A 13,164-nucleotide genomic window follows, 5' to 3' on the forward strand; every position below is an offset into this window, starting at 1 on the left:
TATGAGCAGTAAAGAAGAAAAATTACAAAGAAAAGCTGAATATGAATTTAGCATCGGATTGCGTTTAACACATTGGATTCGAGCGATTGCTATAGTGATTTTAATAGGAACTGGATATTATATTTCTTATGTATTTCAAAGTCCTATGAGTAGTTTTGAGCCTGTAAATTTTATGCAGGCTAAATATCGTTTAGTTCATCAAGCTGTAGGATTTGTTTTAATTGCTTGTATTATTTTTAAATTTTATCTTTTCTTTTGCGATAAAATCAGTCATAAAGAGCGTGTTTCTATTTTAGATCTTTTTAGCATTAAGCTTTGGATTAATCAAATTAAATTTTATATTTTTTTAGGCAAACATCCACACCTAAGAGGTGTTTATAATCCTTTGCAATTTGTGACTTATTTTTTATTTTATCTTGTGATGCTTGGTATCATTTTAACAGGACTTATTCTTTACACTCATACCTATCATGAGGGTTTAGGTGGGATGTTATATGATCTTTTAAAACCACTTGAAGCGAAATTGGGTGGATTGGCAGAAGTTAGAATTTATCATAGAATTTTAATGTGGGTTGTGATGATTTTTGTTCCTATTCATGTTTATATGGCTATTTTTAATGCTGTTAAAGGCAAAAATGGTGCTATGGATGCGATTTTTAGCGGTTATAAATATGTCAAAGAGGAGAGAAATTGAAATTCCTTGTGCTTGGCATAGGGAATATTATGTTTGCGGATGAGGGCATAGGAGTTCATGTTTGTAATTTTTTGAAAAAAAATTATGAATTTACTCATCCCATTCATAGTATAGAGTTTATAGATGGTGGAACTTTAGCTTTACAATTAAGTTATATAATCGCAAGTTATGATAGAGTAATTTTAATAGACTGTATTGATGCTGATAATGCAAATATAGGAGATGTATTTTTCTTTCCTTATGAGGCAATGCCAAAAAATCTTAATTGGAGTGGAAGTGCGCATGAAGTTGAAATGCTTCAAACTCTGCAATATATGGAATTAATGGGTGATTTACCTCAAACTCAAATTTTAGCTTGTATTCCTAAACGTATAGAGCCAATGAGTTTTCAGCTTTCAAATGAAATTTTAAAATCAAGCGAAATTATGGAAAAAACTTTGCTAGATTATTTAAAAAAAGAAGGTTTTGAGTGTAAAAAAGTTAAGAATTATTCTTTACAAGAATTAGCAAATAATGCGTACAAGAGTTAAATTTCAATTTTAGTGCGATATTGAATTGCTTTATTTAAAGAAATGGTATCGACATTTTCAAGATTAACCCCGCTTGGAATACCTTGAGCGATTTTGCTAAATTTCAGATTTAATTTTTTAAATTTATCTTCAATAAAAAAAATAGTTGCATCTGAGTTAATACTATGAGGTAGGGCAAAAATTAATTCTTTGCTATTTTGTTTTAGTATCATTTCTTCTAGTTTTAATATTTTTTCATTATCTAATCCATCCAATACAAAATATAAGCCTTGATAGCTTTTACTCTCCTCTATAATGAGAATGTCTTTTGGAGTTTCAACGATGCATAAGGTGTCTTTATTTCTTTCTTCATCGGTACAAATTCCGCAAAGTTCGTTTTCGCTTAAAGATCCGCATTGTTGGCAAGGTTTGATAAAACGCAAGGCATTTTCAATATTGTGTGCAAGTTTCATACCCTCAAGTTGATTATTTATGCATATATAATAAGCAAGACGAATAGCAGTTTTTTTGCCTATAGTAGGTAAATTTGAAAAACTTTCAATTAAATTGTTAAATTTTTCCAAATCATTTTTGTGTTTCATTATGATTTTTTTCTCCGAAAAAAACTTTAAAACAGTGTTTATTATTTTCATAATAATAGATAATATCAAAATTATGTAATTTACATACTTCAAAGACAATATAAAGACCTAAGCCCATCCCTTTTACTTTTTCATCTTTTTCTCGGGTAAAAGCCTCAAAATAATATTCTATAGGTTCGCTTAATTTGCGTCCTGGATTTTGAATAACAAAATATTGATGATGAGAATATATTTCACAAGTTCCATCGCTTGAATATTTTAAAGCATTATCAATTAAGTTTTTTAAGATTAAAGGAAAAATTTCCATATCAACATTAATCAAAGCATCACTTTTTAAGTGAATTTTGACAATTTTATTAAAATCATCTCTCATTAGATAATTTTTAGCTTCTTCAAGTATGGTGCTAAAATGGATGGGTTTAAAATGCAAATTATAGTTTTTTGAGAAAAGATTTTCTATTTTTGCAAATTCATTGATTAAAGAATCCATACGCGAAAATATATCGATTAATCTTTCCTTTTGTTTGTCTTCTTTGATCATTTCTGCAATGATTCTTCCTTTTCCTATAGGAGTTTTTAACTCATGCATAATCGTACGTAAAAAAAGTTGTCTTGATTGTATTAATTCTTGATTCCTTGTAAAGGCTTTTTTAAATTCAAAGGCAATTTTTCCTATTTCATCTTCTTGATAATCTACAAAATCAGGTTTTTTTCCATTTGCGGCTTCAGCAACTTGTTTTCTAAGTTTTTTAAGAGGTTCAAGGGATTTTAAAACTGAAAAATACATAAAAACAACCAAAAAGGAAAAAAAGAAAAATCCTATCAATAAAAGATTGTAAATTCTATCATTAATATTTTCTTTATAAAATTTTTTAAAATCACCGCATTGAATATCGATGTAAAGATTATTATGATATTTTAAAGAAATAAAATGGCATACCTTATCATTGCTATCATAAAAAAGAATTTCGCCATCTTCTTTAATGGTATGTATTAAGTCTGGATTTTTTACAGCAGAAAAGTTATTGTTATTAAAATAAGCGTCTATATTAAAATTTGGATTATAAGAATTGACCATATTTTTAACGAGGTTTTTTTGTCTTAAAACCCCTTCTTCAGCATAAGCATTTTCTTCAATTTTTAGTAAAACAATAAAAAGAATGCAAACTAGAAGGAAGGTTACGACAAATAAAACAACTAATTTTGTATAAATAGAATACTTTTTTTGAATCATCCTATAAGTTTGTATCCTATTCCTCTAACGGAAAAAATATGTTTTGGAGATTTGGAACTATCATTGATTTTAGTTCTTAATCTGCCGATGATTACATCTAAACTTTTAGAATCTTTATCCTTAAGATTTTTACAACGATTGACAAGTTGCTCTCTAGACACGCTATAACTGTGCTGTTGAATAAGATATTCTAAAATTTCATATTCAGCAGGAGTTAGCGTTAAAACTTTATCATTGTAGCTGATTTCATGCCTTCTTTCATCAATTTTAAAGGCAGAATTGATATTTTCATTGTTTGAAGTTTCAACTCTCTTTGTGCGACGAATAAGACTAGTGATTCTTGCATACATTTCTTTAGGATCATAAGGCTTAGGAAGATAATCATCTGCACCGATTTGAAGTCCTACTACTTTATCACTAAGATCTCCTCTTGCTGAAGAAACAATAATAGGAATATTATTTTTTTGTCTGATTTCTCTACAGACTTCAAGTCCATCTATTCCAGGTAGGGTTAAATCTAAAATCAAACAATCATAACCTTGCATACCCATATTTAAAGCTTCTTGTGGGGTTTCAAAATTTGTAATTTTTATATTAAATTGAGCTAAATATTCAGATAAAAGTTGTGCAAAATCAGGATCATCTTCTATCATTAATACGTTAATCATTTAATGTTTTCCTTCATTATTATTTTATCATTTTAATAATATTTACATAATTTTATTTAAATTTTGATAAATTATTGAGTTTATTTTTGCTAAAATTAGCTTTTTTGATATTTTTTATTACAAAAGTTAAGGATTTTATATGGAATTAGACTATTATGAGATTTTAGAAATTACACAAAGTGCAGATAAAGATACGATAAAAAAAGCTTATAGAAAAATGGCTTTAAAATATCATCCAGATAGAAATCAAGGAGATAAAGAAGCTGAAGACAAATTTAAATTAGTCAATGAAGCCTATGAGGTTTTGAGTAATGATGAAAAACGCGCTATTTATGATAGATATGGCAAAGATGGATTAAAAGGAGGAGGCTTTGGAAATACTTCTGGTTTTGGAGGTTTTGAGGACTTAGGGGATATTTTTTCTAGCTTTTTTGGTGATGGTTTTGGTCGTTCATCGCGTCGTAAGAAAACAAGTGATGAAAAATTTGCAAGTGATTTGATTGTTAATTTAAGATTGAGTTTTAAAGAAGCTATATTTGGATGTAAAAAAAATATAGATTTTGTTTATAAAAATTCTTGCAAAACTTGTCAAGGAACAGGATCTAAAGATGGAAAACTTCAAACTTGCCCTAAGTGTAAAGGAAGCGGACAAGTAGGAATTTCTCAAGGATTTATCACTTTTGCACAAACTTGTCCGGAGTGCAAGGGAAGTGGAGAAAGCATTCGTGAAAAATGCAGCGATTGTAAAGGTAAAGGCTATGAAGAGATAAAAGATCAAGTTGAAATTAGTATCCCAGAAGGTGTAGATAGCGGGATGAATTTAAGAGTTAATTCTAAAGGTAATATAAGTAAAAATGGTTCTAGGGGCGACTTGTACGTTAAGATTATTGTTGATGAGGATAGAACTTTTATAAGAGATGAGAATGATATATATATAGAATATCCAGTATTTTTTACTCAAGCTATTTTAGGACAGAGTGTGAAAGTTCCTACTATACGAGGAGAAGCGGTTTTAAATTTACCTAAAGGTGCTAAAGATGGTCAAAGATTTGTTCTTGAGAAAGAAGGGGTAAAAGATGTGCATAGTTCTTATATCGGTAATCAAATCGTCCAAATTTCTATTAAATTTCCTAATTCTTTAAACGATGAACAAAAAGAACTTTTAGAAAAACTCAGTGAAAGTTTTGGGATTAAAGATGGTATGCATCAAGAACAAAAGGGATTTTTTGAAAAAATAGCTGATTGGTTTAAATCATAGCCAATCAAAAATTTTCTAAGACAACTGATAAACATTTTTTATAAAAAATGAAAGATTTTTTAGACATAAAAAAAGCTAGGTTTTATAAAACCTAGCTTTAAAAGTTTTAATTCTAAGTGATTTTTAGAATTTGTAAAGAGCTTGAAGTCTTACAGCGTTGTGATCGCCTTTAACACCATGATCTCTATCTACATTTACATAAGAATAGAATGCTGAGAAGTCAAGTTTTGGAGAGTATTTATAATCTACTCTTGCAACTGCTTCTAATTTTTTACCACCAAGGCCTTCAAAGCCTGTTTTTGTTCCACCATATACGAAATCACCGCCTACGCGTACTGTTTCATTGAAAGTGTAACCAGCTGTTACGTAACCGAAGATATTTCTACCAAGGCTACCATTTAATTGAGAACCTTCAGTATAGAAAATTTCTTGACCAGCTAGTAAAGAACCAAGATTTCCTTGATCTTCAATTACAGTTAAAGTTGGTTTTTCTTTATCACCGTAGTATAAACCACCAAGGCTAGCATCCCAACCATTTACTTCAATAGCACCTTTTAAAGCAAAGAAGTTGCCATTACCGGCTCCAGTAGTATCTTTAAGTTTGTTATCAACGGAGTTTCCTAAATAAGCACCTTCAAGAGTCCAATTTACACCATCAAAAATAGTTGTGCTATAAGCTACATCTAAAGCATACATGAAAGCATTTTCATCCATATAAGCTAACCATAATTGTGGGTTAAGTTGTCCACCAAGAGCTTCATAAGAACCTACAGCTGCAGCACCATAAAGATTTTTTTGCCAATTTAAAACAGGACTAGCGTCAGTATCACCATATTTTTGATCTTGTCCTTCATTAAAACTATCTACAGCGAATGCAGCTAAAGTTAAGCCATCGATGCTATTATTTACTACTTTTATACCTGTTCCAACTAAACCATCGATTTCGTTGTCTGTCCAGATAGTGTTAAGTTGTTGCTTACCAGCGATTACGCTTGTAGCTACATCTTCGTTTGTATAAGTTAAGTATAATTGACGAACATGGAATCCATCGCTAGTGTTGCTAATATTATTTGTATTATTTCCAAATCCACCATCTTTTGAGTTATAATCAAATTGAATGAAAGCTTTAAAATTATCTGCTATAGCAGCATTAAAATTAAGTTGTGCTCTGTATTGATGGTTTTGTTTGCTAGTAATTAAATCATTTCTATAACCAGGAAATTTTTTATCAAAAGAACCTGACTCATATCTGTATCTTAATACTCCAGATACATCGATATCTTTAATTACTTCTTCCATTGGAGTAGCACTAGCTACAGAAAAAGCACCTGCAGTAAGAGCTGCAACTAAACTAAGTTTAACTAGTTTCATGAGAATTCTCCTTCTTAAAATTAAAATTAAAACGATGTAATTGTAGCATAAAAAATAAGAGTTTATCTTAAAAAATACTTAAAGTTTATTTTTGGATTTAATTTTGAAGTCATAAAAAGACAAAATCTAGTCGAGTATGTAACTCAACTAGATGCAATTTTAAGGAGTTTTCTTATGAATGTTTGTATTCGTTTGTAAGTATAAAAATTAAAAGTAAATGATAAGTAATTATAAAAATTTTAAATCTTATTTTGAATTTTTATAAAAATTTGTTTTCATGATTTTAACTTTTTTAACAAATCATCGGCACTTATAAAACCTGTAATTTTTAATTTTTCTTTACCATTTTCAAAAAAAATCAAAACAGGCGGTCCAAAAACATTAAATTTTTTCATTGTTTTTATGTCTTCATTATTGTTTTGACTGACATCAACTTTGATCAATTTATATTTTTTAACTTGATCAATAACTCTTTGATCACTAAAAGTAAGTTCATCTAAGAGTTTGCAATTTTCACACCAAGACGCTGTAAAATCAAGCATTAAGGCTTGATTGTTTTTTATTTCTTGATTGATTTGATCAAGATTGTTTATAAAATGATAATTTAAAGCTTGATTTTCTTGCTTTGTGCTAAAGTTTAAAGGGTTTAAAAAATCTTTTGCTCCAAAAAGTCCACCTAAAAATAAACAAAGAGAATAGCTTAAAACTAAAATCAAAATGCTTTTTTTAATCTTAGCAAAAGCATCAAGAGCTTTTTCAAAAATTCCCATAAAAACACTAAAAAACACACCTAAAATTCCAAAGGCCATTAAAATGTAATGAGTCTCTATGATACGAGAGAGTATCCAAATGGCCATCGCAAGCATAACAAAGCCAAAAAATACTTTTATTTTTTCCATCCAAGCACCAGGTTTTAAAAATCCTAACCCTAAGCCTATAAAAAGCAAAGGAATTCCCATGCCAAAACTCATTATAAAAAGGGCACTTCCGCCAAGCAATGCATCTTTGGTATTTGCTATGTATATTAAGGCTCCAGCCAAAGGAGCTGCTACGCAAGGTCCTACGATCAAAGCAGATAAAAAGCCCATGATGGCTATACCTATAATACCTTTTTTATTATCGCTTTTTTTGTGTATGAAATTTTGAAATTTTAAAGGCATTTCAAAACGTAAAATATCAAACATCGCAAGTGCAAAAAGAACAAAAATCAGCGCAAAAATAATTAAAACGCTAGGTTTTTGTAAAATTCCTTGAACACTTGCACCTAAAAAACTCGCAATCACTCCAGCAATTGCGTATGCTAAAGACATAAAAAATACATAAATAAAAGAAAGAAAAAAGCTGTGTTTTTTAGAATTTTTACCCCCGCTTTTTGCGATCAATAAGGAAGATAAAATAGGGATCATAGGTAAAATACAAGGCGTAAGAGAGAGTAAAATTCCATAGCCAAAAAAACTAAGCAAAATCCAAAAAAGATTATTTGTAGCTAGAAAATTAGCAATCATTCCTTCTTCGGATTGAGAATTAAAAGTTTCTTTAGGTTTGGTTTGTTTAGTTTGTTTGTAAGGTTTTGAAACTGAAAATTGGTTGTTTTGATAGCTTAGATCTAGATACCAAATTTGAGGGTTATAACATAAACCTTGTTTAGAACAACCTTGAAATTCGAATTTGATTTGATTGAGATTGTTTTTAGCATAATGTTCTAAAAGTAAATTAGGCAAGGCTAAATTTAATTCTTTAAAATATACTTTTTCGTTATTTTCTTCAACACTTGGGGGAAAATTTAAAAAAGATGTTATATCTTTGTCGTTAATGTGAAGTTTGATTTTGTTTGCATATAGATAAATATCTTGTCCTAATTTTACATCGATGATAATAGAACTATCGTATTTTTTTGAATCAACATGAAAAGCATCGTTTAAAGATAAAATGGAAGCAAATGAAATGCAAAAATTTAATAAAAGTATTATAATAAAACGCAATTATTTTTCCTTTTTAGAATGTGTTTTTGATTGAAATTATATTTTTTTGTAGTAAATTAAAAAAGCTTTTTTATTAAAAAATAAAAATTATAATACTTTAACTTATATTTAAACGTTAAAAATTTACAATAATTCACAAAAAATTCACTTTCAAACTTTAAAATTGATATTAATAATAATTAATAAGGTTTTTAATGAAAAAAAAGATTATTTTTATAGTAGTGTTTTTGATTGTTATTTTTAGTGGGATTTATTATTGGTTTTTTTATGATAAAGAAAAGGTGACTTACCTCACTCAAAAAATACAAAGAGACAATATATCTCAATCCATAGAGGCCATAGGAAAAGTTTATGCTAAAGATCAAGTTGATGTTGGAGCTCAAGTTAGCGGACAAATTTTAAAACTTTACGTGGATGTGGGTTCTTATGTCAAACAAGGCGATTTGATCGCTCAAATTGATAAAGATAAGCAGCAAAATGATTTGGATATTACAAAAGCAGAACTTCAAAGTGCTAAGGCAAATTTAGAAAGCAAGAAGGTTGCCTTAGATATTGCTTTAAAACAATACGAAAGAGAAAAGAAGCTTTACGCTTTAAAGGCGACTTCTTTAGAGAATTTAGAAAGTCAAAAAAATAATTATTACACTCTTAAAGCCAATGTTGCCGATCTTAATGCACAAGTTGTTCAGCTTGAAATCACGCTTAAAAATGCTCAAAAAGATTTAGATTATACCACGATAACCGCTCCGATTAATGGGGTGATTATTAATGTAGCAGTTGATGAAGGACAAACTGTTAATGCAAATCAAAACACACCTACTATAGTTCGCATAGCTAATTTAGATGAAATGGAAGTGAGAATGGAAGTTGCCGAAGCGGATGTGAGTAAGATAAAAGTAGGAACAGAACTTAATTTTTCTTTATTAAGCGATCCTCAAAAGACTTATCATGCTAAAATAGAAAGCATCGATCCAGCTGATACTGAAGTGAGTGATTCGAGTTCAAATTCGGATTCAAGTTCTTCTAGTTCAACTTCTAATGCGATTTATTATTATGCTAAATTTTATGTTCCAAATAAAGATAATTTTTTACGTATAGGTATGAGTGTTGAAAATGAGATCATCGTTGCGAGTGCTAAAAATGTGATTGTCGTTCCAAACTATGCGATTAAAAACGATGAAAAAGGTTATTATGTCGAGGTTTTAGAAAATGATGAAGCTGTTAAAAAATACGTTAAACTTGGGATTAAAGATGCTATTAATACTGAAATTTTACAAGGTGTGAGTGAAAATGAGAATTTAATACTCAGCTCTAGTGCTGATGGACTTGCATCAAAAATTAAATTGAGATTTTAATGATTTGCTTAAGAAATATCTATAAAAATATAGGTGAAAATGCTATTTTAAAAAATATCAATCTTGATATAGAAAAGGGTGAATTTGTAGCAATTATCGGTCAAAGCGGAAGCGGAAAAACCTCTTTGCTTAATATCATAGGAACTTTGGATAGTCCAAGCAGTGGAAATTATTTATTAGATGAGTATGAGGTTACTAATCTTAACCATGATGAAAAAGCGAGATTAAGACGTGAAAAAATAGGTTTTATTTTTCAGCGTTATAATCTTTTAAATTTATTTAATTCTAGTGAAAATGTTTCTTTACCTGCTATTTATGCGGGTAAAAGTGTGCAAGAGAGAAAACAAAGATCTAAAGAGCTTTTAAGCGATCTTGATCTAGGTCATAAGCTTTATTCTAAGCCTAATGAGTTAAGTGGCGGACAACAACAACGCGTTTCTATAGCAAGAGCTTTGATGAATGGCGGAGAATTGATTTTAGCTGATGAGCCAACGGGAGCTTTAGATAGCAAAAGTGGGATTATGGTGCTTGAAATTTTGCAAAAATTAAATAAGCAAGGCCATACTATTGTTTTAGTTACTCATGATCCTAAAATCGCCCAACAAGCTAAAAGAGTTATTGAAATAAAAGATGGTGAAATTTTAAGCGATAGCAAAGAGAAAAAAAGCATAAATGATCAAAAAATTACTCCTAGAGTGATGACGAAAGAAAGAAAAACTTTAGCTTTGCTTAAAAATCAAGCTTTTGAATGTTTTAAAATCGCTTATTCTTCTATAATTGCACATAAGTTGCGTTCTATTTTAACGATGCTTGGTATTATTATAGGAATTGCCTCTGTGGTTTGTGTCGTGGCTTTAGGGCTTGGCTCGCAAGCTAGAGTTTTGCAATCTATCTCTGATCTTGGCACAAGTAGTATAGAGATCTTTCCAGGTAAAGGATTTGGAGATTTGCGTTCGGGTAAGACGAGGCTTAATTTTAGTGATCTAAAAACTTTAAAAAGCTTGAATTTTTTAGAAGCTGTGGATGCTTACACTAGCTCTTCAGGCGTGGCAACTTATAGTAATATTTCTTTAAACGCTAAAGCCGAGGGAGTAGGGGTTAATAATTTTGCCATTGATGGCTTAAAGATTGATACAGGAAGAATTTTAAGTGAAGATGAGGTGCAGCATAGTTCAAATGTTGTCGTTCTTGATTTTAATGCTAAAAAGAATTTATTTCCAGAATTAAGCAATGAAGATGTTTTAGGCCGAGTGGTGATTTTTGATTCTCAACCTTTTAAAATTATAGGAATTTTGAAAAAAGATCAAAATAAAATATTTGATGATAATGTTGTGCGTCTTTACATCCCTTATACAACGCTTATGAATAAAATTACTGGAGATAAAAAATTGCGTGAAATTGTTGTTAAGGTTAAAGATGATATGGATTCTACTTTAGCTGAAAGTGCGATTATACGTGTTTTAACCCTTAAAAGAGGGCAAAAAGATTTCTTCACTTTCAATTCTGACACTTTTAGAAAAACCTATACAGCAAACAAAAAAACAACAACAATACTTACAATTTGTGTAGCGATCATCGCTCTTGTGGTTGGAGGAATTGGTGTGATGAATATCATGCTTGTTTCTGTGAGTGAAAGAACAAGAGAAATTGGAATTCGTATGGCTATAGGTGCTAGAAGAGAAGATATTATGATGCAATTTTTAATTGAAGCGATTATGATATGTACTATAGGGGCGATTTTGGGGGTTATTTTATCTGTATTTGTGATCTTTGCTTTTAATCATTTAAGCACTGATTTTCCGATGATTTTAAATGCATATTCTATACTTTTAGGCCTTTTAAGTTCAATTTTAATCGGAGTGATTTTTGGATTTTTTCCTGCTAGAAATGCGGCGAATTTAAATCCTATTCATGCTTTATCAAAGGAATAAAATGAAAATTTTAATCAGCTTTTTAATCGGTTTTTTTATAACAGCTTGTGGGACAAAGTTGGTTTTACCCAAAGAGCCTTCGATAAAACAGAGTGATTTAAAGGATTTAAATATAAGTTATGAATGGTACAAAGCTTATGGTAATAAGCGTTTGGATGAATTTATAGATTATGTTTTAAAAAATAATAGCGATGTTAAAGTGGCGAGATTAAATTTATTGAGTGCTTTGGCTAGGGCTGATTTGATTGATTATGATTTATATCCGAGTTTGAGTGCTAATTTGGGATTTGCAAAGAGTAAAAATTTAAATTCAGGATTAGAAGGTAAAAATTTTAACAATGCTTTAAATTTAAGTTATGAATTAGACATTTATGGAAAGATAAGAGATAGTGCAAAGGCAAGTGAATTTAGTGCAAAGGCAAGTGAATATGATTTGCAAAATTTAAAAATCAGCATGGTTAATACAGCTTTAAATGATGTTTTTGAACTTGCCTATTTTAATGATATGCAAAATTTACTTGAACAATATTTTCAAAATTTAACTCAAATGAAAGAGCTTTATACTTATAAATACGAGCTTGGAAAGATAGAAGAGCTTGATTTGCTGAATTTAGAGCAAAGTGCTTTAAAAGCAAAGCAAAATCTTTTAAGCAATGAGCAAAATAGAAATTTATTGATTAAAAATTTGCAAGATTTGTTAGGCAAAAAAGAGGGGTTTTCTTATATAGAATATTTTAAAACCTTGTCTTTGTCTGATTTTAAAGAGTTAAAGCCTGAATTTAACATTCCTTTAAAAGTACTTGCTTATCGTCCGGATGTACAAGTTAAGATCAATAATCTAAAATCCGCTTTTAAAGATTACACCTCTATGCAAAAATCCATATTGCCAAGTGTTTCTTTGGGCGGAATTTTAAATGGCAGTGATGAAAATTTTAATGATAGTTTTAAATTTGAAATTTTAAGCGGAAATATCAAAATTTCCCTTCCTTTTCTTGATTATGGTAGAGTGCGTCAAAATATCAAAATTTCAGAATTTGAATACGATAAACTTTTAGTAGAATACGAACAAATTTTACAAAGTGCGATTAATGAATATGAGCTTAATTATAAGGATTATCAAAGCAATATTTCACTTTTAAAAAATTTAGAAGAGATTAACTCAAAAGAAAAGTTGATCAAAAAAGCTTATTATGAAAAATATAATTTAGGCAAAAGCGAGTTAAAAGATTATCTAGATGCTGCCAATGCTTTAAATTCTAGCGAAGAAGAACTTTTGAGGGCAAAATTTAATCTTTATAAAACGATCAATTTATATTATCAAATCACTGCTATAGGAGAAAAATCTTTCAAATTTAATCCCAAAAAATAAATCAACTAAAACCAAAAATATTAACAAGAACAAAAAATAAAAACAAGATAATTCAACTAAGAATAATAGAAGATAACAAAAACTAAAAACTAAAAACCAAAGAAATAAAACCACTGATTTAATCAGTAGTTTTATTTTGAAATGATTTTTACAAAAAGGAAAACCCACCCAACACTAACCCACAATTTGTT

11 protein-coding genes are annotated in these 13,164 nt (G+C 29.4%); 6 read left to right on the forward strand and 5 right to left on the reverse strand.

Annotated features, from left to right (window positions below):
- The first annotated feature begins 1 nt into the window (after position 1).
- Together cybH and CQA75_RS07640 are read left to right on the forward strand one after the other, a co-directional pair.
- Positions 2–694 carry a Ni/Fe-hydrogenase, b-type cytochrome subunit gene (gene cybH / locus CQA75_RS07635; protein ID WP_137624395.1) on the forward strand — a complete coding sequence of 231 codons (693 nt, stop codon included), beginning with the start codon at positions 2–4 and terminating at the stop codon, positions 692–694.
- On the forward strand, positions 691–1,224 hold the full coding sequence (locus tag CQA75_RS07640; protein ID WP_137624396.1) for a HyaD/HybD family hydrogenase maturation endopeptidase: 534 nt from the start codon (positions 691–693) through the stop codon (positions 1,222–1,224). The genes cybH and CQA75_RS07640 overlap by 4 nt, the downstream gene beginning before the upstream one ends.
- Here CQA75_RS07640 and recR read toward each other — a convergent pair.
- The 3 genes from recR to CQA75_RS07655 are packed head-to-tail and all read right to left on the reverse strand — an operon-like array spanning position 1,221 to position 3,707.
- Positions 1,221–1,805, reverse strand: a complete 585-nt coding sequence (gene recR / locus CQA75_RS07645) for a recombination mediator RecR (RefSeq protein ID WP_137624397.1) — start codon at positions 1,803–1,805, stop codon at positions 1,221–1,223. The genes CQA75_RS07640 and recR overlap by 4 nt on opposite strands.
- Entirely contained in the window at positions 1,789–3,036 is a 1,248-nt protein-coding gene (locus tag CQA75_RS07650; protein ID WP_137624407.1) for an ArsS family sensor histidine kinase, read from the reverse strand. Before CQA75_RS07650 ends, recR begins: the two co-directional genes overlap by 17 nt.
- On the reverse strand, positions 3,036–3,707 hold the full coding sequence (locus CQA75_RS07655) for a response regulator transcription factor (RefSeq protein ID WP_137624398.1): 672 nt from the start codon (positions 3,705–3,707) through the stop codon (positions 3,036–3,038). Before CQA75_RS07655 ends, CQA75_RS07650 begins: the two co-directional genes overlap by 1 nt.
- Before the next feature lie 139 nt (positions 3,708–3,846).
- On the opposite strand from CQA75_RS07655, the gene dnaJ reads away from it, so the two are divergent.
- Complete coding sequence (gene dnaJ, locus CQA75_RS07660; protein ID WP_137624399.1) at positions 3,847–4,965, forward strand: molecular chaperone DnaJ; 1,119 nt, start codon at positions 3,847–3,849, stop codon at positions 4,963–4,965.
- A 123-nt stretch (positions 4,966–5,088) separates the two neighbouring features.
- Here dnaJ and CQA75_RS07665 read toward each other — a convergent pair whose 3' ends face one another.
- Positions 5,089–6,336 (reverse strand): major outer membrane protein, encoded by a 1,248-nt coding sequence (locus CQA75_RS07665; protein WP_137624400.1) that lies wholly within the window; start codon positions 6,334–6,336, stop codon positions 5,089–5,091.
- A gap of 275 nt (positions 6,337–6,611) precedes the next feature.
- Complete coding sequence (gene dsbD / locus CQA75_RS07670; RefSeq protein WP_137624401.1) at positions 6,612–8,318, reverse strand: protein-disulfide reductase DsbD; 1,707 nt, start codon at positions 8,316–8,318, stop codon at positions 6,612–6,614.
- Positions 8,319–8,512: 194 nt separating this feature from the next.
- Here dsbD and CQA75_RS07675 point away from each other — a divergent pair, with 194 nt between their 5' ends.
- Genes CQA75_RS07675 through CQA75_RS07685 form a run of 3 tightly spaced genes read left to right on the forward strand, consistent with a single transcriptional unit; the run spans position 8,513 to position 12,973 of the window.
- Positions 8,513–9,673 carry an efflux RND transporter periplasmic adaptor subunit gene (locus CQA75_RS07675; RefSeq protein ID WP_137624402.1) on the forward strand — a complete coding sequence of 387 codons (1,161 nt, stop codon included), beginning with the start codon at positions 8,513–8,515 and terminating at the stop codon, positions 9,671–9,673.
- Positions 9,673–11,604, forward strand: a complete 1,932-nt coding sequence (locus tag CQA75_RS07680; RefSeq protein ID WP_137624403.1) for an ABC transporter permease — start codon at positions 9,673–9,675, stop codon at positions 11,602–11,604. The genes CQA75_RS07675 and CQA75_RS07680 overlap by 1 nt, the downstream gene beginning before the upstream one ends.
- Before the next feature lies 1 nt (position 11,605).
- Complete coding sequence (locus CQA75_RS07685; RefSeq protein WP_137624404.1) at positions 11,606–12,973, forward strand: TolC family protein; 1,368 nt, start codon at positions 11,606–11,608, stop codon at positions 12,971–12,973.
- Positions 12,974–13,164: the final 191 nt, after the last annotated feature.

Source organism: Campylobacter taeniopygiae (genome assembly GCF_005406225.1).
Classification (GTDB): domain Bacteria; phylum Campylobacterota; class Campylobacteria; order Campylobacterales; family Campylobacteraceae; genus Campylobacter_D; species Campylobacter_D taeniopygiae.

Bases quoted from the DNA above. Each gene is read 5' to 3' on its own strand.
- recR (WP_137624397.1), bottom strand. From the start codon at position 1,805: ATGAAACACAAAAATGATTTGGAAAAATTTAACAATTTAATTGAAAGT.
- dnaJ (WP_137624399.1), top strand. From the start codon at position 3,847: ATGGAATTAGACTATTATGAGATTTTAGAAATTACACAAAGTGCAGAT.
- CQA75_RS07680 (WP_137624403.1), top strand. From the start codon at position 9,673: ATGATTTGCTTAAGAAATATCTATAAAAATATAGGTGAAAATGCTATT.
- CQA75_RS07655 (WP_137624398.1), bottom strand. From the start codon at position 3,707: ATGATTAACGTATTAATGATAGAAGATGATCCTGATTTTGCACAACTT.
- cybH (WP_137624395.1), top strand. From the start codon at position 2: ATGAGCAGTAAAGAAGAAAAATTACAAAGAAAAGCTGAATATGAATTT.
- CQA75_RS07665 (WP_137624400.1), bottom strand. From the start codon at position 6,336: ATGAAACTAGTTAAACTTAGTTTAGTTGCAGCTCTTACTGCAGGTGCT.
- CQA75_RS07685 (WP_137624404.1), top strand. From the start codon at position 11,606: ATGAAAATTTTAATCAGCTTTTTAATCGGTTTTTTTATAACAGCTTGT.
- CQA75_RS07675 (WP_137624402.1), top strand. From the start codon at position 8,513: ATGAAAAAAAAGATTATTTTTATAGTAGTGTTTTTGATTGTTATTTTT.